This window comes from Pseudomonas sp. UBA1879, from assembly GCF_002338065.1.
GTDB lineage: Bacteria > Pseudomonadota > Gammaproteobacteria > Pseudomonadales > Pseudomonadaceae > Aquipseudomonas.
The window spans coordinates 265,945-288,844 of sequence record NZ_DDHJ01000015.1; the positions used below are offsets into that span (position 1 = coordinate 265,945).

The 22,900-nt window shown below is 61.4% G+C and carries 21 protein-coding genes; 5 read left to right on the forward strand and 16 right to left on the reverse strand.

The genetic code is table 11. The annotated features are described in order from the left end of the window. Window positions 1-140 precede the first annotated feature (140 nt). The 6 genes from B3N48_RS16350 to modA all read right to left on the reverse strand — a co-directional run bounded on the left by B3N48_RS16350 (window position 141) and on the right by modA (window position 6,735). Window positions 141-2,834, reverse strand: a complete 2,694-nt coding sequence (locus B3N48_RS16350) for an excinuclease ABC subunit UvrA (protein WP_296185448.1) — start codon at window positions 2,832-2,834, stop codon at window positions 141-143. 42 nt (window positions 2,835-2,876) lie between these two features. Continuing rightward, a complete protein-coding gene (locus B3N48_RS16355) occupies window positions 2,877-3,050 on the reverse strand; it encodes a hypothetical protein (protein WP_296185449.1) in 174 nt (57 codons plus the stop codon). Continuing rightward, entirely contained in the window at window positions 3,047-4,105 is a 1,059-nt protein-coding gene (locus B3N48_RS16360) for a DNA topoisomerase IB (protein WP_296185452.1), read from the reverse strand. Before B3N48_RS16360 ends, B3N48_RS16355 begins: the two co-directional genes overlap by 4 nt. Before the next feature lie 86 nt (window positions 4,106-4,191). Then, complete coding sequence (modC, locus tag B3N48_RS16365; RefSeq protein ID WP_296185454.1) at window positions 4,192-5,280, reverse strand: molybdenum ABC transporter ATP-binding protein; 1,089 nt, start codon at window positions 5,278-5,280, stop codon at window positions 4,192-4,194. A 6-nt stretch (window positions 5,281-5,286) separates the two neighbouring features. Beyond that, window positions 5,287-5,967: a molybdate ABC transporter permease subunit gene (gene modB, locus B3N48_RS16370; protein WP_296185455.1), complete on the reverse strand. Its 681-nt coding sequence runs from the start codon at window positions 5,965-5,967 to the stop codon at window positions 5,287-5,289. Then, complete coding sequence (gene modA / locus B3N48_RS16375) at window positions 5,968-6,735, reverse strand: molybdate ABC transporter substrate-binding protein (protein WP_296185456.1); 768 nt, start codon at window positions 6,733-6,735, stop codon at window positions 5,968-5,970. Between the two features lie 143 nt (window positions 6,736-6,878). Between modA and B3N48_RS16380 the strand changes: the two genes are divergently transcribed. Further along, complete coding sequence (locus B3N48_RS16380; protein WP_296185458.1) at window positions 6,879-7,517, forward strand: TetR/AcrR family transcriptional regulator; 639 nt, start codon at window positions 6,879-6,881, stop codon at window positions 7,515-7,517. 46 nt (window positions 7,518-7,563) lie between these two features. After that, window positions 7,564-8,547 carry an MDR family oxidoreductase gene (locus tag B3N48_RS16385; RefSeq protein WP_296185460.1) on the forward strand — a complete coding sequence of 328 codons (984 nt, stop codon included), beginning with the start codon at window positions 7,564-7,566 and terminating at the stop codon, window positions 8,545-8,547. Here the strand turns inward: B3N48_RS16385 and B3N48_RS16390 are convergent. The 6 genes from B3N48_RS16390 to B3N48_RS16415 all read right to left on the reverse strand — a co-directional run bounded on the left by B3N48_RS16390 (window position 8,544) and on the right by B3N48_RS16415 (window position 13,784). Further along, a complete protein-coding gene (locus B3N48_RS16390; protein WP_296185461.1) occupies window positions 8,544-9,011 on the reverse strand; it encodes an RES family NAD+ phosphorylase in 468 nt (155 codons plus the stop codon). The two genes, B3N48_RS16385 and B3N48_RS16390, sit on opposite strands and share 4 nt — an antisense overlap. After that, window positions 9,011-9,460 carry a type II toxin-antitoxin system Xre/ParS family antitoxin gene (gene parS / locus B3N48_RS16395; RefSeq protein WP_296185463.1) on the reverse strand — a complete coding sequence of 150 codons (450 nt, stop codon included), beginning with the start codon at window positions 9,458-9,460 and terminating at the stop codon, window positions 9,011-9,013. Before parS ends, B3N48_RS16390 begins: the two co-directional genes overlap by 1 nt. A 47-nt stretch (window positions 9,461-9,507) precedes the next feature. Further along, window positions 9,508-10,617, reverse strand: coding sequence for a bifunctional DNA-binding transcriptional regulator/O6-methylguanine-DNA methyltransferase Ada (gene ada / locus B3N48_RS16400; RefSeq protein ID WP_296185464.1), 1,110 nt, complete (start codon window positions 10,615-10,617; stop codon window positions 9,508-9,510). Between the two features lie 82 nt (window positions 10,618-10,699). Then, the gene (gene copD, locus B3N48_RS16405; RefSeq protein WP_296185465.1) at window positions 10,700-11,566 is read right to left on the reverse strand and encodes a copper homeostasis membrane protein CopD; all 867 of its coding nucleotides are present in this window, start codon (window positions 11,564-11,566) and stop codon (window positions 10,700-10,702) included. A gap of 4 nt (window positions 11,567-11,570) precedes the next feature. Further along, window positions 11,571-11,957, reverse strand: coding sequence for a copper homeostasis periplasmic binding protein CopC (gene copC, locus B3N48_RS16410; RefSeq protein WP_296185467.1), 387 nt, complete (start codon window positions 11,955-11,957; stop codon window positions 11,571-11,573). Window positions 11,958-12,146: 189 nt separating this feature from the next. Beyond that, on the reverse strand, window positions 12,147-13,784 hold the full coding sequence (locus B3N48_RS16415) for a methyl-accepting chemotaxis protein (protein ID WP_296185468.1): 1,638 nt from the start codon (window positions 13,782-13,784) through the stop codon (window positions 12,147-12,149). Between the two features lie 757 nt (window positions 13,785-14,541). Here B3N48_RS16415 and B3N48_RS16420 point away from each other — a divergent pair. Then, on the forward strand, window positions 14,542-15,870 hold the full coding sequence (locus tag B3N48_RS16420) for an OprD family porin (protein ID WP_296185471.1): 1,329 nt from the start codon (window positions 14,542-14,544) through the stop codon (window positions 15,868-15,870). 280 nt (window positions 15,871-16,150) lie between these two features. Here B3N48_RS16420 and B3N48_RS16425 read toward each other — a convergent pair whose 3' ends face one another. The 3 genes from B3N48_RS16425 to gcl all read right to left on the reverse strand — a co-directional run bounded on the left by B3N48_RS16425 (window position 16,151) and on the right by gcl (window position 19,851). Next, on the reverse strand, window positions 16,151-17,053 hold the full coding sequence (locus B3N48_RS16425; RefSeq protein WP_296185473.1) for a 2-hydroxy-3-oxopropionate reductase: 903 nt from the start codon (window positions 17,051-17,053) through the stop codon (window positions 16,151-16,153). Window positions 17,054-17,241: 188 nt separating this feature from the next. Beyond that, window positions 17,242-18,024: a hydroxypyruvate isomerase gene (hyi, locus tag B3N48_RS16430; protein ID WP_296185475.1), complete on the reverse strand. Its 783-nt coding sequence runs from the start codon at window positions 18,022-18,024 to the stop codon at window positions 17,242-17,244. Between the two features lie 51 nt (window positions 18,025-18,075). After that, window positions 18,076-19,851 (reverse strand): glyoxylate carboligase, encoded by a 1,776-nt coding sequence (gene gcl / locus B3N48_RS16435; RefSeq protein WP_296185477.1) that lies wholly within the window; start codon window positions 19,849-19,851, stop codon window positions 18,076-18,078. Window positions 19,852-19,959: 108 nt separating this feature from the next. Here gcl and B3N48_RS16440 point away from each other — a divergent pair, with 108 nt between their 5' ends. Continuing rightward, a complete protein-coding gene (locus B3N48_RS16440) occupies window positions 19,960-20,871 on the forward strand; it encodes a LysR family transcriptional regulator (protein WP_296185479.1) in 912 nt (303 codons plus the stop codon). A gap of 82 nt (window positions 20,872-20,953) precedes the next feature. After that, the gene (locus tag B3N48_RS16445) at window positions 20,954-22,015 is read left to right on the forward strand and encodes a hypothetical protein (protein ID WP_296185480.1); all 1,062 of its coding nucleotides are present in this window, start codon (window positions 20,954-20,956) and stop codon (window positions 22,013-22,015) included. 43 nt (window positions 22,016-22,058) lie between these two features. Here B3N48_RS16445 and B3N48_RS16450 read toward each other — a convergent pair whose 3' ends face one another. Then, entirely contained in the window at window positions 22,059-22,826 is a 768-nt protein-coding gene (locus tag B3N48_RS16450) for a 2-keto-4-pentenoate hydratase (protein WP_296185481.1), read from the reverse strand. Window positions 22,827-22,900: the final 74 nt, after the last annotated feature.

A 22,900-nucleotide genomic window follows, 5' to 3' on the forward strand; every position in this document is an offset into this window, starting at 1 on the left:
CGCAAAGGTGCCGCTGCTGCGGCGTTTGATGGCGTCGTCGCAGTTGTGATCCAGGGCGGGTTTGGTTGGTTCACGATTTGCCGACAAGCTGCCGCTTGCGATTAGCAGCGGGCAGCATGGGGTGCATGCCAGGCGTTTCGTTACTGCGCGGTATTGGCCGAGGGTTCCAATACTCTCCGCAAAAACGGCGCCGTACGGCTGGCCTTTGTTTTGGCGACAGTCTCGGGCGTTCCGCTGGCCACGATGTTGCCGCCTCGGTCACCGGCACCGGGCCCGATGTCGATGACCCAGTCGCTTTGCGCCACGACGCGCATTTCGTGTTCGACGACGATGACCGTGTGGCCGTTGTCGACGAGGGCGTTGAGTTGCACGAGCAGGCGGTCGACGTCGCTGGGGTGCAGGCCAGTGGTGGGTTCATCCAGCACGTAGAGGGTGGCGCCGCGGGCGTTGCGTTGCAGTTCAGTGGCCAATTTGATGCGCTGCGCTTCGCCGCCCGACAGTTCGGTGGCCGGTTGGCCCAGTCGCAGGTAGCCGAGGCCGATATCCCTTAGCACGACCAGCGAGCGCAGCACGGTGGGCTGCTCCGCGAACACCTCAACCGCTTGGTCGACAGTCATTTGCAGCACTTCAGCGATATTGAGGTGTTGCCACGTGATGGCCAGCGTTTGTGGGTTGTAGCGGGCGCCGTGGCAGGTCGGGCAGGGCGCATACACACTGGGCATGAACAGCAATTCGACGCTGACAAAGCCTTCGCCCTCACACACCTCGCATCGGCCTTTGGCAACGTTGAAGGAAAACTGCCCTGCATCGTAGCCCGCTTTTTTTGCCTCGTCGGTGGCTGCGAAGAGTTTTCGCACGCTGTCGAACAGGCCGGTGTAGGTCGCCAGGTTAGAACGTGGGGTGCGGCCAATGGGTTTCTGGTCCACTTGCACCAGACGTTTGATCGCCTCTAGCCCGCCCGCGATGCGCCCGCCGGTGACCTGTGGGGCGTCGTCTTCCAGGCTCGGTTCTTCCTGATCATTGGCAATCGCGGCCGGGCGCCCGAGTTCAGCGCTGACCAATTCCAGCAGGGCTTGACTGACCAGGCTCGATTTGCCAGAGCCGGACACCCCGGTCACCGCTGTGAAGCATCCCAACGGAAATTCTGCCGTCAGGTCGTCAAGATTGTTGCGGGTGATGCCTTCGAGCCGTAACCAATCTTTAGGCTCGCGTCGTTCGGCGCGCAGGTCGTTGTGCTCGGCGAACAGGTGCAGGCGCGTCTGCGACGCTTCAATCTGTGCCAGTCCTTCCGGTGGTCCGCTATACAGGATGTGTCCGCCGTGTTCACCTGCCGCCGGACCCACGTCGATCAGCCAGTCCGCGCGACGCATGGTCTCCAAATCATGCTCGACCACGAATAACGAGTTGCCGGAGGCTTTGAGCTGTTGCAGTGCAGCGAACAGCGCTTCGCTGTCTGCCGGATGCAGCCCCGCAGAAGGCTCGTCCAGTACGTAAATCACGCCGAACAGTTGCGAACCCAGTTGGGTCGCCAGACGCAGGCGTTGCAGCTCGCCTGACGACAGCGTCGGCGTGCTGCGGTCCAGTGCAAGGTAGCCGAGGCCGAGGTCAGTGAGCGTCGTCACCCGTGCCAGCAGGTCCTGGGCGATGCGCTGAGCGGCCAGGCGTTTTTCGATGGATAGATTCGGTGTCGCTCGCACATCGGGGGCCGCGTCGTGCGCTAAGCCGCCTGATTTCAGCCGCTTTTCCCTCGCCTTGCCGATTGCCTGGCGGTCAAGCGCAGTGTCCTCGGCAACCGCGCCGAAGGTGCCTTCTGCCACCGGTTTCAACACTTCGGCAAGACGCAGCAGCGGCATTTGCGACAGCTCGCCGATGTCCAGCCCGGCAAACGTCACCGACAGGGCTTCACGCTTGAGGCGTTTGCCATCGCAGAGCGGGCAAGGGCTGCCGCGCATGAACTGTGACACGCGCTTCTTCATTAACGCGCTTTGCGAATGGGTGAAGGTGTGCAGCACGTAACGCCGGGCGCCGATGAAGGTGCCCTGGTAGCTGGGTTCGAGCTTGCGTTTGAGTGCGACGCGGGTCTGTTCCGGGGTCAGGCCGGCGTAGACCGGCGCCGTGGGTTGCTCCTCGGTGAACAGAATCCAGTCACGCTGTTTTTTCGGCAGTTCGCGCCACGGAATATCCACGTCGTACCCCAGGGTGACGAGGATGTCGCGCTGATTTTGTCCCTGCCAGGCGGGTGGCCAGGACGCAATGGCGCGCTGCCGGATGGTCAGGGAGTCGTCCGGCACCATCAGTTCCTCCGGCACCTCGTAGACCCGACCCAAGCCGTGGCATTCGGGGCAGGCGCCCTGCGGCAGGTTGGGGGAAAAGTCTTCGGCGTACAGCATGGGCTGGCCTGGCGGGTAGTTGCCTGCTCGCGAATAGAGCATGCGAATCAGGCTCGACAGGGTGGTGACGCTGCCGACCGACGAGCGCGTGCTGGGCGTACCACGTTGCTGTTGCAGCGCCACGGCAGGCGGCAAGCCCTCGATTGAGTCGACGTTGGGGACGCCGACTTGGTCAATCAGGCGGCGGGCATATGGTGCCACCGACTCGAAGTACCGTCGTTGCGCCTCGGCATACAGCGTGGAAAAGGCCAGCGACGACTTGCCCGACCCTGAGACCCCGGTGAATACCACCAGTGCGTCCCGGGGAATGTCCACATCAACGTCTTTGAGGTTGTGTTCACGGGCGCCGCGCACCCTCACGAAACCGGCCTGATCCGGGGCGACCGTGAAGGAAGCGGCGGCGGGGGGAGTGGTGTCTTCGGGCGGGCGGGACGCTGTGGTCATGGGAGGGCCTTGATGTGAATCGAATCGGGCGAGGCGCCCAGCTTACCGGGCATCGGGGACTTTAGGGGTATGGCCGGCGTTGTCGTGTTCGCCGCCGGTCAAGGGTTCCTCCTCGCGTGTCTCTTGGGTGCGATCGCGATCATCGGCGACGTCGGCAGGTTTAGCGTCCGGGTCGTTGATCTTTTCACCTGGGGTGCGGGTTGAAGAGGTGGTCATGCGGTTTCTCCTGTTGCTTCACGCAGGGCTTCGGCAGCCTGCAAGCCCTGCAGGAAACCGGCCAGTGCCGCTTCCTCCAGTCGTAGTCCCTTGCGCTGTCGCGAGCGGGGCAGTTTGGCCAATTCGCCGACCAGGAATGCTTCCAGCACTGCCGGGTGGATGTAGCATTTGCGGCAGACAGCCGGGGTGTTGCCAAGCAGCCGGGAGACTTCCTTGACCATCGCCACGATGTGTTTTTTCGCGTCGGCTTCGGGTTCCCAGTCCAGCTTGCGCAAGGTCGTCAGGGCCATCGCGCTGCCAGCCCAGGTCCGATAATCCTTGGCCGTGAAATCGGCCCCGGTCAGCGTGTGCAGGTACTGATTGATGTCCGAAGAGGTGACAGTGTGGCGGTGGCCGTCGGCGTCCAGGTACTGAAAGAGGTTTTGCCCCGGCAGTTCCATGCAGCGTTTGATGATGTTCGCCAAGCGCTTGTCCGTGACGCTGATTTCATGCTCGACGCCACTCTTGCCGCGGAACTGAAACAGGATCTTGCTGCCGTGAACGTCGACATGTTTGTTGCGCAGGGTCGTCAGGCCGTAGGACTTGTTGTCCCGGGCATACTGGCTGTTACCGATGCGGATCAGCGTTTGATCGAGCAACGACACCACCGCAGCCATCACTTTTTCGCGACCCATGCCAGGGGCTGCCAGTTGGGCTTCCAATTGCTTGCGCACTTTGGGCAACGCCATGCCGAAGGCGATCATGCGGGAATATTTGTTTTCATCGCGGATCTCCCGCCAGCGGGGATGATAGCGGTACTGCTTGCGACCGCGGGCATCTCGGCCGGTGGCCTGCAGATGGCCTCGGGGGTCGGCGCAGATCCACACGTCGGTATAGGCGGGCGGGATGACCAGCGCGTTGATGCGCTTGATCTCGGCTTCGTCGCGAATCCGCTGGCCGTCGGTATCGAAATAGGCGAATTTGCCGCGCAGCACTTTGCGCGTGAACCCCGGTTGGCTGTCGTCCACGTAATGGAGGTCTTTTGGCAGGTCTTCTGGGGTGAGAACGTCGGACATAAAGGGCAATCCTGAGTGCTGGTCTTTGCATTGACCGTTGCACCGCGCAGACGTGCCGATTTTTTGAGTGGCATTGCGCAGTCACCTCAGGCGAGGAGTGCCACCGATTTGATCTGTGCCCATACCGACTGACCCGGATGCAGCTGCAGCTGATCCCGCGAATAGCGAGTGATGCGCGCCAGCAGCGGCGTGCCCGCAGCATCCAGACGGACCAGCACATGGGCGGCATTGTCCGCCGGCACTTCGCTGACGACCGTGACCGGCAGGCGGTTGAGGATACTGGTCCGATCATCGGCCCGCAGCGTCAGGCTCACGTCCCGGGCTTGTACCTTGAGGCGTAGGGGTTTGCTCATTTCCAGTGCGGAATGGGCGACGCGGATCGTGAGGTCACTTCGTGGGAGGCGCACAGTGACCAGGTGGTAAGCGGCATCGTAGGCAACGGGAGCCCCTTCGATGACGACACCGGCGTCATCGCCCATCGCCAGCGGCAGGTCGAGTCGCGCCAGGGTTTCTGCGATCGGCCCACTGGCCAGTGCCTGACCGCCGCTGAGCAACACCAGATGGTCCGCGAGTCGCGCCACTTCATCCTGGGCGTGGCTCACGTAGAGCATCGGGATATGAAGTTCGTCGTGCAGGCGTTCCAGATAGGGCAGGATCTCGGCCTTGCGCTGTGAATCCAGTGCCGCCAGCGGCTCATCGAGCAGCAACAGGCGAGGGCTGGTCAACAAGGCGCGGGCGATGCCGACCCGTTGGCGTTCGCCGCCAGACAAGTTGTCGGGTTGGCGGGTCAGCAGGTGGTCGATGCCGAGCAGGGTGCTGGCCTGTTGCAGATTCACATGGCGCTCCCTGACGGGAATGCGCTTGAGGCCGAATTCCAGGTTGCCCTTTACGGTCAAGTGCGGGAACAGGCTCGCTTCTTGAAACACATAGCCCAGCGAACGTTTGTGTGGCGGGACGAAAACCCCGTGGGCGCTGTCCTGCCACACGTCGCCGTTGACCGAGATGAAAGCGGCCGACGCCTTCTCGAGCCCCGCAATGCAGCGCAGGCAGGTGGTCTTGCCCGAACCGGAATGGCCATACAGGGCTGTGACACCACGCCCCGGCAGGGACAGATCGATGTTCAGGTTGAAGTCGGGAAAGTCCACGCTCAGGCGGACGTCGAGGGTCGATGTCATGGCGGATCAGCTCCAGGCCGCTTTGGTCGTGCCGCGTGAATAGAGCGCCAACAGAACCAGGAATGAGAACACCAGCATGAACCCGGCCAGCCAATGGGCCTGCACGTACTCCATGGATTCGACATGGTTGTAGATCTGGGTCGACACCACACGGGTTTTTTCAGGGATGTTGCCACCGATCATCAGCACCACGCCGAACTCGCCGACGGTGTGCGCAAAGCCGAGAATCGCGCCGGTGACGAAGCCCGGTCGCGCCAGCGGCAGGACCACCGAGAAGAACGTATCCCGTGGACTTGCACGCAGGGTGGCGGCCACCTCAAGCGGGCGCGGGCCAATCGCCACGAAGGCATTCTGCAGCGGCTGGACCACGAACGGCATCGAATACAGCACAGACCCGATGACCAGGCCAGTGAAGCTGAAGGTCAGCGTCCCCAGGCCGAGACGTTCTGTGATCTGCCCCAGCGCGCCGTTCGGCCCCAGAAACAGCAGCAGGTAGAAGCCGATGACCGTGGGCGGCAACACCAATGGCAACGCCACTACCGCGCCCACCGGCCCTTTGAGCCAGGATCGAGTGCGGGCCAGCCACCACGCGATGGGGGTGCCAACGATGAGCAGGATGACGGTCGTCAGTGACGCCAGTTTCAGCGTCAGCCAAATCGCCGCCAGGTCGGCACTGTCTAGCGGCATTTACAGCTGATACCCGTAGGATTTGATCACGGCAGCGGCCTTCGGACCTTTGAGGTAGTCCATCAGCGCCTTGGCGGCCGCGTTATCTTTGCCTTTGTTGAGAATGACCGCGTCTTGCTTGATCGGCTCGTGCAGGTTGGCCGGGACGATCCACGCTGAGCCGCTGGTCAATTTGCCGTCTTTGTACACCTGCGACAGGGCGACGAAACCCAATTCGGCATTGCCAGTCTGCACGAACTGATACGCCTGGGCGATGCTCTGGCCTTCGACGATTTTTGCCTGGGTGGCTTCGGTCAGGTGTTGCTTTTCCAGCACCTGAGTCGCGGCCAGACCGTAAGGTGCGGCTTTCGGATTGGCGATGGACAGATGCTGATAGTGATTGTTTTTCAGCACCTCGCCCTTGTCATCGACATAGCCCTCTTTTGCCGACCACAGCGCCAAAGTGCCGACGGCATAGGTGAAGCGTGAGCCGTTGACGGTTTCACCCTCGCTTTCCAACTTGGCCGGAGTGGTGTCATCGGCAGCGAGGAAGACCTCGAACGGCGCGCCGTTCTTGATCTGCGTGTAAAACTGGCCGGTGGCGCCGAATGACGCCACCAGCGTATGGCCGGTGTCTTTTTCGAAATCCTTGGCAATGGCCTGAATCGGGGCAGTGAAGTTGGCCGCGACGGCGACCTGCACTTCGTCGGCGAATACGCTGCTCGCGGACAGGGCAGCGAAGGCAATGGCGAGGAGTTTCACCGTGACGCGGGGAGACGTTGTGCGCATGTAGCAGCTCCGAGTGGACAGTCAGGAAGAGGGGTCAATCGTTATGCAGCGAAATATATAGCGATGATGCGCGTCTAGGAAGCAGGAGGACGACCGGACCCCAAGCGTTGACGTTTTAGACGATCGGTCTAATATACCCAGCCATGACCGACATGATCACAAAACCCAGACGTCCCGGACGTCCACCCAAGGTGGCGCGCGCCGATGATTTCGACACCCGAGAGGCACTGATTCGCTGCGGCGTGGAAGTGCTGACGGAGCAAGGCTTCATGGCCACTGGCATCGATGGCATCCTCAAGCGCGTAGGCGTACCGAAAGGGTCGTTCTATCACTACTTCAGCAGCAAGGAGGCGTTTGGCCTTGCCGTATTGGAGAGCTACGCCGGGTATTTCGCCAGGCGGCTCGACCGCTGGCTGCTGGATGCGTCACTGTCGCCCCTCGAACGGCTGGCGGGTTTCGTCCAGCACTCAAAGGCGAGTATGGCCCGCCACCATTACCGACGCGGGTGTCTGGTGGGCAACATGGGCCAGGAAGTCAGCGTGCTGCCCGAAGGCTTTCGCGAGGTGTTGGAAACGGTCTTTGTGGATTGGCAACGACGGTTAAGTGCCTGTTTCGAGGCGGCCAAACAGGCGGGTGAGCTGCCCGCCCAGGCCGATTGCGACCAGCTGGCGGCCTATTTCTGGATTGGCTGGGAAGGCGCCGTATTGCGCGCACGGCTGGTTCAGAGCGACACACCCCTGAATATATTCATTGCCGGATTTCTTCGTGGTCTGCCGCGATGATTCTCCGGCTTAATTTCTAGACGACCGGTCTATATCGGAGGCAAGCATGTTCGATGGCATTTTGATCGACAAAGATGACAGCGGATACCACGTCAGATTGGCTTCGCTGGATGCGGCACAGTTGCCCGCAGGCGATGTCACGGTGCGGGTTTCCCACAGCACGCTGAATTACAAAGACGCGTTGGCCATCACCGGCAAAGGGCCGATCGTGCGCAAGTTTCCAATGGTGCCGGGTGTCGATCTGGCGGGCATCGTGGAGCACAGCAGCGACCCGGATTTCAAGCCGGGTGATGCCGTGGTGCTCAACGGCTGGGGCGTCGGCGAAGGACATTGGGGTGGGCTGGCGCAATTGGCGCGTGTCGAAGGCAAGTGGCTGATCCCGCTGAACGAGGCTTTCAGCGCCGCGCAGGCCATGGCCATCGGCACAGCGGGGTACACGGCGATGCTGGCGGTGATGGCGCTGGAGAAGAACGGCGTCACCCCCGACAAAGGCGACGTGCTGGTGACCGGCGCCAACGGCGGCGTCGGCAGCTTTTCGATAGCGCTGCTGGCCAAGCTCGGTTACCGCGTCGTGGCGTCCACCGGGCGCGCCGCCGAAGCCGATTATCTGAAGCAGTTGGGCGCCTCGGAGATCATTGATCGCGCCACCTTGTCCGAACCCGGCCGACCGTTGGCCAAGGAGCGTTGGGCGGGGGCCATCGATTCGGTGGGTAGTCATACCCTGGCCAACGTCTGTGCCGGCATGCGCTATTGGGGCACCGTCGCCGCGTGCGGTCTCGCGCAGGGCATGGATTTTCAGGCCTCGGTGGCGCCGTTCATCTTGCGAGGTGTGACATTGGCGGGTATCGACAGCGTGATGCGCCCGCGCCAGGACCGCATCGACGCCTGGGCCAGGCTGGCGACTGATCTGGCGCCGACGGCGTTGGCACTGATCAGCCATGAGATCGGCTTGAGTGAGGTGATCGACACTGCCCATCGGCTGATGGATGGGCAGGTGCGGGGCCGCGTGGTAGTTGATACTCGGCGCTAGGCGGCGCGCCGGGTGCCCGGTTTTCCGTAGATGAAGTCGGTGATCTGCAACACCTTGATCTGGGCGCAGGCCGGGTGCCTCGGGTTGATGAGAACCAGCCGGGTCTCGTCCATGGCGGCGGACGGCAAAATCAGCCCCAGTTGATCGTTGCGTTCGAGCCACTCGCCGCCGAAGTCCATGCTGGGCCGGTCCGCCGGGAAGGTGTCCCAGCCCAGTGGCAGTCGATCAAGGGCGGGCTCTTCATACAGTTCGGGGTTCGGCGGCAGTTCGAGGTGCATGATCTTGAACTGCAACTGAGGTACGTGCCCGGCGAGGATCACCGGGTCCAGGGCGCAACCGCAAGGGCTCAGCCCCAGGTACAGCGCAGGTGTGTCAGGCGGGTTCCAGCGACCGCCGTACAGTGCAGCGCCCGCGCCGGAGAGGTCGGTGATAGTGTCGGCCTTGCCGATTCGCCAGGCCTGCATCAAACCACCCCGCCATGTTGCAACGCCGCCAATGTGCGACGGACCTGGCCGGCGCCGATTTCGGTTTCGCACAGGGCCAGAGGCGTCTGGTCGTTGAGGGCGCGATTGGGGGTCATCATCCAGCGCCGCGCGGTGTCCTGATCTTCGAACACTTCGGCGGCCCGCATGGCCAGCGAAGCGACCCGGTCCAACCGCTCCGAACCCACCAGATCCAGAGGTCGCCGTTGCCGCTGCCGACGCTCCAGCGTTGAGATCGACGCGTTGAGCAAGGCTTCCAGCTGGCTGTTGCTCAGTTGAAACGCGTTGCGCACGGCCTTGACCCACCCCGGTGGAAAACCGGTGCGGATATAAGCCAGTCGTTCGGCTTCGTTGCGGGTGTTGAGCTGATCGGCGATCAGCCAGAAAGCGGGCGAAGCCGCGTGAGTCGACGCTTGAAAAATGGCAGGCACGTCCATGCTCCTTGATCAGATGTCCGGGGCAGGACGTTACGCCCCTGTCAGCGTTTCTCAAGCGCCAAGCTGTTACACGGGTTTGCCTTTGCTTCGAGGTCAAGTAGCTGGCGTTTGCGCTCTGCGCCCCAGCGATACCCCGAGAGTGCGCCATCACTGCGTACCACTCGATGACACGGAATGGCCACCGCCAGCGGGTTAGCCCCGCAGGCCTGCGCGACGGCGCGAAAGGCGCGGGGCGCGCCGATGCGCTGGGCGATATCGGCGTAGCTGGCGGTGGTGCCGGGTGGAATCTGTCTCAGCGCGTGCCAGACCCGCTGTTGAAACCCGGTTCCTTGCAAATCCAGCGGCAGGTCCAGTCCCAGCCCCGGCGCCTCGACGAAGCCCACGACCTGCGCTACCAGCCCCTCGAAATGGCTGTCGCCGCCGATCAGCGTGGCATTGTGAAACTGATCCTGCAGGTCGCGAACCAGCTGGTCGGGATCGTCCCCCAGCAAGATCGCGCACACGCCGCGCTGGCTTTGCGCGACGAGAATCGAACCGAGAACACATTCGCCCACGGCGAAATGGATGTCGGCGTTGATGCCGCCCTTGCGGTAGTCCGAAGGGGTCATGCCGAGCAGGGTTTCACTGGCCTCATAAAAGCGGCTGTTGGAGTTGAACCCGGCGTCATACATCGCTTGCGTGATGGTCTCAGTGGCGCTCAGCCGATGGCGTACCCGCTCGGCGCGGTGAGCGCTGGCCCAGGCTTTAGGGGTGACGCCCGTTACGGCCTTGAACACGCGGTGAAAATGCCACGGGCTCATACCCGATGAGGCGGCCAAGTCATTGAGGCCAGGCGGCTGTTCGGCCTCGGCTATCTGACGGCAGGCCTTGGCGACAATCTCGGCGTGTTGCTCGGCCAGGCGGGTCTGATCAGAGGCGGCTCGTTTGCTGGGGCGATAGCCTGCCGTTTCTGCCTGAGCGGCGCTGTCAAAGAAGACCACGTTTTCCGGTCGGGGCAGACGCGAGAGGCTGCTAGGTCGGCAGTAAATGCCCGTGGTGCGCACGGCGTAGACGAAGTGCGCATCGGCAGATGGGTCGCGGGCCACCACGGCCGCCCAGCGGGGATCGTTTTCGATAGGGTGTGCAGACCGCTGCGACTTACCCTGGCCCATGATCGGTGACCTCTGAAATGACTGTTGAGCCCAAGACTACCGCCCGCAAGGAGATTGGGCTTCCCGAGTCTTGCGGTCAAATTCAGCCTGGCATGGGCGGCAAGGTGCCCAGCAACGACACCGCGGCCAGGGCCGCGCCGCCAAACAGGCATTCGAGCACAACACTCGATCGCAGTGCCAGCACCGGCAATACGCGGGCGCGGGCGAGACAGCGGTTCAGCAACGCCAGCGCCAGCATGCACAGCACCAGCGCCACTTTTACCCCCAGTACGGCACCGAATCCGGAAAATGCAGGCTCGGGCCACAGTCCGCCACTCAATGCGCGCACGTTGACCCAACCCGTCACGATGATCAACGCCACCATTGCATAACCGAGTCCGCTGAAACGCAGCAGCACGGCGCGCACGTCGATCAAAGAGGGGGAGTTCAGCAGTACGGCCAGCATCAGCAAACCGCCGAGCCAAGTGGCAACGCCGATCAGATGCAGCATCTGATTGAGGATCAACAGCTGGCCGCGCAGGCCGTCGAACATTGCTCCATGCCCCACGGGCGCCAGTGTCAGCAGCAGTAAGCCTTGGATCAACAGGTGGCCGCGTGCAGACGCGTCCTTGCTCGACGCCAGGATCAACGCCAGCAGATTAAGCCCGAGATGAGCGACCCAGACGTGGCCATAAAAGGTGTTGCCCAGTACCAGCCCGAGGGTGGAAAGGTCGAACCCGGCGCGCCAGTCATCGGCCATGCTGGCTGCGGTCAGCATCAGCCAGCACAGCGCGCTGACCAGGGCCACAGCGGTCAGCCGTTGCAGGTAGCGGTCGAGTCGCCCGCGTTTCTGGCTCGCTTCGAAAGCGCGCAGGCTTCGGGCAAACAGCACGCGAAACAGCCCCGCACCCACAAGCAGCAGCACCGCACCGAAGTGCACGAATCGGCACAGGATCAACCCTTCTTGCATGACGTTATGGGGTCACCTGAAAGCGATAGACGCCTTCGCTTTTGTGCGTGTCGACGGACACCGCGTGCCACTCGACTTTGTAGTGGCCGGGCGCCAGGGGCACGGCCGGGATCACGATCAGGACCTTCTTGTCGGACGGGTCGGTGGCAACGCTTTGCGTCTGTATGATCTCGGTGCTGTCCCCCGGACCATCGAGACTGAGCATGACTTTGGTGAATTTTTCCTCGACGCCTTCGGAGAAATTCAGGCGCAGTTCCTTGGGCGTCGTCACTTGACTGTCAGCGGCGGGGAGTTGGCTTTCCAGGTGGGCGTGGGCAAAGGCCGGGGAGGCGGTCAGCGAGGCGAGCAGCGGAAGGCAAGCAAGGGCAAGTTTCAGGCGATGGGCAGGCATCGAGTCACCTTTCAAATGTGCGGCAGTGTGGCAGCAACGTTCATGTCGGGAACCAACGGTCGTCGATTCCAATAAATGCGTGCGCTACTAGACCAGAAAGCGCTGCCCGACTCCAGTCAATAACCCTCGTCCAGCGAATTGGGCGAGGGGCGCCGGAGCCTCCAAGCCTTGCCCGGCGCGCTGCACCGATCAGACTTTGAAAAAGCTCACGCGCTCGGTGAGCTGGTCCGCCAATTGCGACAGTTCGCGGCTCGACAATGCCACCTGACTGGAGCCGACCGCAGCCTCCCGCGCCGAATCGTGAATGCGATTGATGTTGTGACTGACGTCTTCAGCAACCGCACCTTGCTGGGCGGCGGCACTGGCGATTTGCGCGTTCATGTCATTCAGCGCGCCGACCTCGTGGCGTATTTTTACCAATGCGGTCTGGGCTTCCTGTGTCTGCTCGACCGTGCGCTGGGCCATTTCCCGGCTTTCGCGCATCAGCCCAGCGGTGACGCCTGCACCGACTTGCAACTGGCCGACCATATTGCGGATTTCCTGGGTGGATTCCTGGGTCCGGGTGGCCAGCGAACGAACTTCGTCGGCGACGACTGCGAAGCCGCGGCCCGCTTCACCCGCGCGGGCGGCTTCAATGGCAGCGTTCAACGCCAGCAGATTGGTGCGTTCGGCGATGGAGTTGATCACTGCGACGATGGTCTCGATGGACTGACTGTCTTCAGAGACTTTTCCGACGGAGTCAGCCGCGCTCTCCAGCTTGTGCGCCAAATCGTGCATGGCCTTGGCGGTGCCTTCGACCATGAGTTTGCCGTGCTCGACTTCCTGATCCGCCGTTTCGGTGGCATTGGCGGCCTTGGCGGCATACCCGGCGACTTCCTTGACCGTCCCCGCCATTTGATTAATGGCCGTGGCCATGTGTTCCGTCTCGCTGGCCTGCAGGCGCATCTGTTCGCTGTTGCTGTCGGAGGTGGACCGCAGTTGCGAAGAGGAGCCCATCAGGTCCATGGCCGCGGCGCGGACCTGATGGATGGTGGCCGACAGGTGGGCGCTGGTCACTTTCAAGGCGCCCATCACGCTGTCGGGATACGGCGTCTCGATGGCGTGGGTCAATTCGCCCGAGGCCAGACGGCGAATGGCCGCTGCCACTTCGTGAGGCTCGGCGCCGAGGGTCGACTTGATGCTGCGGATGATCAGCAGCGACGCGATGATGCCCAGGGCGACGGCAATCGCGGTGGCAATCAACATCAGGATCGCGAAATTCGCGGCCGTGACGCGGACCGTGCCAATGTGGCCAGCGATCGAGGCTTCCTCCAGATCGATCAGCGCGTTGATGCGGTTCAGCCATTCCTTGTAGGCCCCCGACACATCGGCCATCAGCGCAGTCTGCGCTTGATCGATCTCACCTTGCTGGCGCAGCCGCAGCACCTTGTCGGTCGCGCTCAGGGCAACCCGTTCGGCTGCTTTGATGCTGGCCAGCAACTCTTGCTCGCGCGGCGTAGCGCCTTTGTTCTGGTAGATCTGGTCCATTGGGCTGGCCGACGCCTGATACAGCGCGTTCAGGCGGTCGATGTCACGCAGGTGACTGGCCAAGCCTTGGTCGTCGCGGACGAGTACGGCGTCACGCACGGCAATGGCGCGATCGTGCACGCTGCCGCGGAAGTTGATTGCATAACGCTGTTTGATAGTGGCGTCTTCGCTGACGTCAGTGAGTGTCGTTTCGATGATGCCTACCCGATGCACGCCGATCAGCGTGATGAGGATCATTAAGGCCAGCACCAGTCCAAAGTCGAGGCCAAGGCGTTTGCCAATCGTAAGTTGTTTAAACATGTGCGTGCTGGCCCTGAATTACGTTGATGTTATATGGCTACTACTGGCGGACCTTATACGCCATCGGCCAGCGTTTTGCAGTAGCTTTTTGCTATCACATAAATAGAAAGTGTGCTGTGTGGCATGTCAGGGCAGCAAGTGATCGAGGGTCGATCATAATGGGGAGCGAAGTTGGGCAGGAGGGTGGAAAACAGGGTGCAATCCGACTGTTTGGCGTATGAAGAAGTTCAACGAATGTCCGAGTTAATTCCACTCAAGATTAACCGGATGAATAGGCCATGACGAATATGCAATAAAAAAAGCCACCGCACGGGCGTGGGGTGGCTAAAAAGTCTTACCAAAGGAATGATGAAGTGGAGCAAGATTCGATAACTTGATGCTGCGGATTCACCGAGTCGTTGATTCATGTGCTTCATCGCCGACAAAGGTAACACCGCCTTCCAAGATCGGACTATTACTAAGATCGATAGTGATTATCACGACCTATTCATGAACCGTCTGGCGGAAAAGTGCTAAAAGTTTTTCCGCTCTGGGAGCACACTTGGCACATGATGAGGCCAGCTGTACCTCATCATTACAATAAAGAGCTGGGCCTTACGCCTGGGCATTTGCCGCGCGTATCATTTGCGGAACTGATGTAGTTTAGCCATCTGCCGTAGCCTACATTCCACCGTTTCATCTTTCGCCTGGCCTCAGGGGAATGCCCTGTCTGTCAGGGTCTGCGGAACGTTGGGCCTTATTGAGACAGGGGATAATAATGACATTTGTGAAACGGAACCTCGTGACACTCGCAGTTTCACTCGGTGTGAGCCAACTGGCGTGCGCAGGTGTCGTCAGTGACCAGTCCGACGCCAAGGGTTTTGTGGAAGACAGCAGCCTGACGGTTCATCTCAAGAACTATTACTTCAATCGTGATGGCAAGAACGGCGGCGGCGACCGCAAAGACTGGACTCAGGGCGTCATCGGCAACTTCAGCTCCGGGTTCACCCAGGGCACCGTGGGTTTCGGCGTAGACGCTTACGGGGAATGGGGCATCAAGCTGGACGGCGGTGCAGGCACGGCCGGCACCGGTAACCTGCCCGTGGACCGTCATGGCGACCCGGAAGATGAATACGGCACCGCAGGCGGCGCCATCAAAATGCGTATTTCCAAAACCGAATTGCGGTATGGCGACTTGATGCCGACCGCGCCGGTATTTGCCGCAGGGGGCTCGCGCCTGTTCAGCCAGACCGCCACCGGCTTCAACCTGTTGAGCAGCGATATCGCCGGTCTCGAACTGGACGGCGGTCACTTCACCGGCGGCAACGGTCCGGTCACCACCAACCACGACCATGATATTTATGCGTCTTATGCGGGTGTCACGGCATCGAGCATTGACTATGCCGGCGGCAAGTACACCTTCAACGACAACCTGACCGCGAGCCTGTACGGCTCGAATCTCAAGGATGTCTGGGATCAGTACTACGGCAACCTCAATTACACCCAGGGCATTACCGACAATCAGTCGGTCAACTTCGACTTCAATATCTACCGCACCAATGACGCCGGGTCTGCCAAAGCAGGCGATATCAGCAACACCACCTGGTCGCTGGCGGCAGCTTATTCCTTTCTTACGGCGCATACGCTGACGCTGGCGTATCAGAAAGTCCACGGTGATACCCCCTTCGACTATGTGGCCTTTGGTATTAACGGTCCTGGCGATACGGCGGATTCGATCTTCGTCGCCAACTCCGTTCAATATTCGGACTTCAACGGCCCGGGTGAAAAATCCTGGCAGGCCCGTTATGACCTGAATATGGCCAGCTATGGCGTGCCGGGGCTTAGTTTCATGGCGCGCTATATCACCGGCGACGATATCGACGGTTCGCACATGCCCGCGAACAGCACGTACGTGAACTATGGATATGGTGAGGACGGCAAGCACCACGAGATCAACGTCGAGGCTAAATACGTGGTTCAGTCCGGGCCTGCGAAAGACCTGTCGTTGCGTCTGCGTGAAGCGATTCACCGCGCCAACGCCGATCAGGCCGAGGGCGATGTCAACGAATTGCGTCTGATCGCGGATTATCCGATCAACGTGTTCTGACCGCGGTTTTGTTTGCATGAAAAAAGCCAGGCGAACCTGTGAAGGTGGCCTGGCTTTTTTATGGGGCTCGTGACAACGGCGAAGGGTGTGCCGTGCCACAAAACATCGAAGCATCGTCAACCTGTGGGAGACGCCGGGGGTACGACGGCAGCGATAGCGGTCTGATAGATAACTCATCATTGACTGACCCACCGCTTCGCTGCCGTCCTGACCTCCGGCGTCTCCCACGGGTTCGGTGGTTTATCGGCATGGGGTGGCCGACCGACCTATCGGCGTCTGATCAATCCGGCGTTTGATCCCCGCGAATCGAGAAGTTGGACATGTGCTCCAGCCCTTTGATCAGCCCCGAGTGATCCCAACCGCTGCCGCCCAGTGCCGCACAGGTGCTGAAGACCTGTTGGGCGTTGGCGGTGTTCGGTAGGTTAAGGCCCAGTTCGCGGGCGCCTTCCAACGCGAGGTTCAGGTCCTTCTGGTGCAGAGCGATGCGGAAGCCTGGGTTGAAGGTGCCTTTGATCATGCGCTCGCCGTGCACTTCGAGAATCTTCGACGACGCGAAGCCGCCCATCAGCGCTTCACGCACTTTGGCCGGGTCGGCCCCGTTTTTCGAGGCGAACAGCAAGGCCTCGGCCACGGCCTGTATGTTGAGGGCGACGATGATCTGGTTGGCCACTTTCGCCGTCTGGCCATCGCCATTGCCACCAACGAGGGTGATGTTCTTGCCCATGGTCTGGAACAGGGGCAGGGCGCGGTCGAAGGTGTCCTGATGACCACCGACCATGATGCTCAGGGTCGCGGCCTTGGCGCCCACCTCTCCGCCAGACACGGGGGCATCGAGGTATTGCGCACCGGTGGCGTTGATTTTTTCGGCGAAGGCCTTGGTTGCGGAAGGGGAGATCGAGCTCATGTCGATGACCACTTTGCCGGCACCGGTGCCTTCACTCAGGCCGTTTTCGCCGAACAGCACGTCGTTGACTTGCGGGGTGTCCGGCAGCATGACAATGATGAACTCCGCTTCCTGCGCCACCTCCCGGGGATTGTTCAACACCGTCGCGCCGCCCTCGACCAGCGAGGCGGGTGGGGCGACGAAGTGGTTGGACAGGATGAGTCGATGACCTGCCTTCTGCAGGTTTTCTGCCATGGGCAGGCCCATGATGCCGGTGCCGATGAAGCCGATGTTCGCCATGATGTGTTCCTCTTTTTTGTCTTGTGAGGCGGGCGCCGATCTGGCATCCGCCTCGAGATGCTGTTGAAGCTGTTGATGCTGGCCGCAGGCCGTAGGAGCGCGCTTGCCCGCGATGACAATCACCCTGTGAAGCGTGTGTTCGATGACACACCGCAATCGCGGGCAAGCGCGCTCCTACAGGGTTTGCCTTAAATCAGGTTGTGAGTCTTCAACCAGCCCAATCCGGCGTCTGTGGTGGTCAACGGCTTGTACTCACAGCCGATCCAGCCGCGGTACCCCAGCCTGTCCAGATGCGCGAACAGGAAGCCGTAGTTGATTTCCCCCGTACCGGGTTCGTGCCGGCCCGGGTTGTCGGCCAGTTGCACGTGGCGGATCACCGGCAGGTTCTTTTCAAGGGTTCGGGCCAGATCGCCCTCCATGATCTGCATGTGATAGATGTCGTACTGCAACGACAGATTGCGGCTGCCGACCTTCTCGCGGATTGCGAGAGCCTGTGCCGTGGTGTTGAGATAGAAGTCCGGAATGTCGAGGGTGTTGATCATTTCCATGACCAGGTCGATGCCCTGAGCCTGCAGCTTGTCAGCGGCGTATTTGAGGTTGTCGACGAAGGTTTTCTCGATCAGTGCGTCGTCAAAACCCTGGGGTTTGATCCCCGCCAGGCAGTTGACCTGGGTATTGCCCAACACCTTGGCGTAGGCGATGGCCAGGTCGACCCCGGCGTAGAATTCTTCCACCCGATCCGGGTGGCAGGCAATTCCGCGTTCACCCTTGGCCCAGTCGCCAGCGGGCAGGTTGAACAGCACTTGGGTCAGGCCGTTGGCGTCCAGTTCGGCTTTGATTTGCGCCGAGCTGTAGTCGTACGGGAACAGGTATTCCACCCCGCTGAACCCGGCGCTGGCTGCGGCTTCGAAGCGTTGCAGAAAGTCCAGTTCGGTGAACAGCATGGACAGGTTGGCGCAGAGACGTGGCATGGTTCGCTCCAGTGTTTCTGGTTATTCGGTGGCGTCGATCAGTGCCGCTATTTAGTCGAGCAAACTGATCGCGGTGGGGGCGTCGGCACGGGTCTCGGCCAGCGACTCGAATTCGTTGATCGCGTTGATTTCCGTGCCCATGGCGATGTTGGTCACGCGTTCGAGGATGATCTCGACGACGACCGGCACGCTGTACTGCTGCATCAGACTCGACGCTTCGGCGAACGCGGCCTGGAGGTGCGCCGGATCGCTGACCCGAATCGCCTTGCAGCCCAGCCCTTCAGCCACCGCAACATGGTCCACGCCGTAGCCTTCCAGCTCGGGGGCGTTGATGTTGTCGAACGCCAGTTGCACGCAGTAATCGATGTCGAAGTTGCGCTGCGCCTGACGAATCAGCCCCAGGTACGAGTTGTTCACCACGACGTGGATGTACGGCAGCTTGAACTGCGCGCCCACGGCCAGCTCTTCGATCATGAACTGGAAGTCGTAGTCGCCCGACAGCGCGACAATCTTGCGGCTCGGATCGGCCTTGGCCACGCCCAGCGCTGCCGGAATGGTCCAGCCCAGCGGGCCTGCCTGACCGCAGTTGATCCAGTGACGCGGCTTGTACACGTGCAGGAACTGCGCGCCGGCGATCTGCGACAGGCCGATGGTGCTGATGTAGCAGGTGTCCTTGCCGAAGTACTGGTTCATCTCCTGGTACACGCGCTGCGGCTTGACCGGTACGTTGTCGTAGTGGGTCTTGCGCTGCATCGTGCGCTTGCGTTCCTGACAGCTGGCCAGCCACTGGCTGCGATCTTTCAGCTTGCCAGCGGTGTGCCACTCGCGAGCGACTTCGAGGAACATCGCCAGGGCGGCGCCTGCGTCGGACACGATGCCCAGGTCCGGCGTCAGCACGCGACCAATCTGCGTCGGCTCGATGTCAACGTGGATGAATGTGCGACCCTCGCTGTACACCGACACCGTGCCGGTATGGCGGTTGGCCCAGCGGTTACCGATCCCCAGCACCATGTCCGATTCCAGCATCGTCGCGTTGCCGTACCGATGGGAGGTCTGCAGACCGACCATGCCGGCCATCTGCGGGTGATCGTCCGGAATCGCGCCCCAGCCCATCAGGGTCGGGATGACCGGGATCCCCGTCAGTTCAGCGAACTCCACCAGTGCCTCGGAGGCATCAGCGTTGATGATGCCGCCACCGGCAACGAGCAGCGGACGCTCGGACGCGTTGAGCATCGTCAGGGCTTTTTCGATTTGCTTGCGGCTGGCTTGAGGTTTAACCACCGGCAGAGGCTCGTAGGCGTCGATGTCGAATTCGATTTCCGCCATCTGCACGTCGAACGGCAGGTCGATCAGCACCGGACCGGGGCGTCCGCTGCGCATCAGTTGAAACGCTTTCTGGAACACGTAAGGCACTTGGCCCGGCTCCATGACCGTGGTCGCCCATTTGGCGACCGGCGAGGCAATGCTGGCGATGTCGACCGCTTGGAAATCTTCCTTGTGCATGCGCGCGCGGGGCGCCTGCCCAGTGATGCAGAGGATCGGAATCGAATCGGCGGACGCTGAGTACAGGCCGGTGATCATGTCGGTGCCGGCAGGGCCGGAGGTCCCGATGCACACGCCGATATTGCCCGCGATGGCCCGGGTGTAACCCTCGGCCATGTGCGAGGCGCCTTCGACGTGCCGCGCCAGCACATGATCGATGGCGCCCAGTTTCTTGAATGCGGCGTACAGCGGGTTGATGGCAGCGCCGGGGATACCGAACGCGGTATCGACCCCTTCGCGGCGCATCACCAGAACGGCCGCTTCGATGGCTCTCATGAGGGGCATTTGTTAGTCTCCTGAACTCGATAGTTTTTGTATGTGCTCAGCCTGATTTGAATTGAAGCGTTTGTGAATGACTGCTTTTGGCAGTTCTGTCGGTATCAGGAGTATCGAATGGACCGTTACACAGAGTTGCGTAGCTACGTACTGATCGCCACCCGAGGCAGCTTCGCGGCAGCGGCGTTAGTCGAGGGTGTGACGCCGGTGATCATGGGCCGACGCTTGAGTGCGCTGGAGGATCGGCTGGGAGTGAAGCTGATTCATCGCTCGACCCGTGGCCTGACCCTGACCGATGCTGGCGAGTCGTATCTGGAGAACGCCAAGACCGTGTTGCAGTCGTTCGACGAGCTGGATGCCAGCATCAGCGAGAACGAAAGCAGCGTGCGCGGGCATTTGGTGGTCTCGGCCCCCGCAGGGTTTGGGCGTCAACACGTGGCCCCGCACGCGCCGGAGTTTCAGGCGCGGTTTCCGGATTTGCAGCTGTCGTTCAACCTCACCGACAACGTGGTCGATCTGGTGCGCGAGGGGTACGACATGAGCATCCGCATCGGTGAAGTGCTGGACCCGAACTACGTGGCGATCCGGCTGTACGCCAACAAGCGCGTGGTCTGCGGCTCCCCGGCGTACTTCGCCGCGCATGGGTTTCCGCACTCCCTCGAAGACCTGGCCGCACACAACTGCCTGACGTTCAACCTGCAAGGGGGGCAGCACCGGGGTTGGACCTTTCAGCGCGACGGCAAGCCGGTGGCGATCAAAGTCACCGGCAACCTGTATTGCAACGATGGCGAGCTGCTATATGACTGGGCCAAGCGCGGGCTGGGCCTGTGCTGGCGCTCGACGTGGGAGATTCAGAACGAGGTGGAGAGCGGCGCGCTGATCACGGTACTCGACGATTTCGCATTGCCCAGTTACGACATCCAGGGGGTATACCCGCAGCAGCATTACCTGCCCGCGAAAGTGCGGTTTTTTATCGGGTTCTTGAAAGAGGTGTATAACCGGCCGGGGTATTGGACGAACGGCGGATAGATCCGGGTGGGCAGGGGGAACCGATCCCCGCGCGGGCGCCACTCAGGCGGTAATCAGTCCGCAGGGGAGGTGTCAGATGTCGATGAAAATACTGGGTCCCGCCCAACCAGGGTTTGGCCTGGACAACAGCGATTTTGCCCACCAGGACGCGTTTAAAGGCAGCGCAGGTGGCGGTCAGCAGAACGGATCGATCAGCTTTGGCGGCGCGGCCGGGGCAGGGGGGCAAGTCAATTTCGGGGGCCAACCGGCTGCCTTGAGTGACAGCCGAGTGGCCGGCGCTCAAGCACCTGCGGATGGCAACGACAGCCTGAGCAATCAGGTCCGAGATTTGGTGCAGCAGATCCTCCAGCTGATTGCGCAGATGATGCAGAACAACCAGAACGCGCCGGGCGCCGGAGGCAACCAAGGCTCACCGGGCTCGGCGCAGAAACCGGCGGCGAACGCTGCCGTGCAACCCTCACCTGCAGAACAGCCCGCATCGCCCGTAGAGCAAGCAGTGGCCGCACCGCAGACAGCGTCGCCTGCCGCAAAAAATGCTGAGACCGATTCGCCTACGAGCGCCGCGAGCAGCACGGCCGCGACAGGAGATGGCCCGGTGGCGGGCAGTGGTCCCCGGTCGTTCAACATCACCAATACCCAGGACCATCCGATCAAGATCGGACAGTTCGATCAGCACGACAAACTGACCGCCGAATTGACGTTGCAGCCAAGCCAGAAAGGCACGATGAAGTTCGAGAACGACACCACCGGGCTGTTGAAGCAGGCAGATGCGGATGGACAGTACAAACCCGATGCCAGCCGCCTGGAGTTCTACAACGGCTTCATTAACACCAGTGACATCGACGGGCGGAACGCAGCGATTCATGCCACCGATGGCAAGGGCTTCGAAATTGGCGATACCCGAAGCGTTGCGGACAAAGCCTCGGCGGATATCGTGTCGGCCGATTCGGCGGGCAACAAAACGGTCGCGGGCTACTACGATGGTTCGACGGACGCCATGCGCAAAGGCGGAGAATTTCTGACCCAAACGCTGGGGACGGGCATGACGTACATGCACCCCAACGATGACACCTTGGGCCAGGGCAACAACCCGATGCGCCACACCGACGCGATGTCGCTAGACGTTACTTTCGGCAAGGCGTGAAGCGCTTGATAACGTCGCTGGGTTGAAATGGGGGGCGAAAGGGTCAGATCAATTCCACCGTGATCGGCGGCAAGCCACGAACTTCACCGACCGCCACGCCGGGCCCCTTGGTCAGGAACATGCCGGTGTAGGAGCCGGTGGTGATGACCAGGTCGGGGGTCACCTGCTCACCCATCTGAGTAAGGTGATTGACCAACCACGGCAGCAAACGGCGCGGGTCGCCTGCCGGGTTGGCACCGTCGCCGGGAACGATGTCTTCGTCACCGAAGGTGAAACTGACTGCAGGTTCGACGAAGGGAAAGTTGGGGTCATACGGCACGAAATCGCCCAGGATCAGTGCGCCATGGTTGAGCAGGTCGGCCAGCGCCAGCAGCGGATCGATCTTCGGCCAGGCGCTGAAGCGGCTCGACACCACTTCGATCGTGGTGCCCATCGAACCGATGCTTGCCAGCACGTCTTCGTCGGAATAGGCCTCAGCGCGCGGGGAGAATTCTCGGTTCAGGCGAAAAGCGATTTCAAGTTCGAGGATCGGTTGCGGGTATTCGATGATTTCCAGCTGACTGCCGCTGGCGAAGAGCCCATCGTCAGGCAGCAGCGAGCCGTTGATCGGACCGCCCTGAGTGGCCTTTGATCCCACTTTCCAACCGCCCACCGTGGTGTCGCGCAATCGCAGGATCTCCCGCTGCACGGCGTACGCACTGGGCGCATCGGCAGGGACGCTGCCAGCGGGAATCTCGGTGATCTTCTGACCGTCGCGCATGGCGTTGACAATCAATTGGGCAATGTTCGCTGGGTGAGACGGTTGATTCACGCGGGACTTCCTTCAGTCAATTGAATGGAAAGCGCCCCACGACGGAAACCCGATCGCGGAGCCAGCGCGTCTAC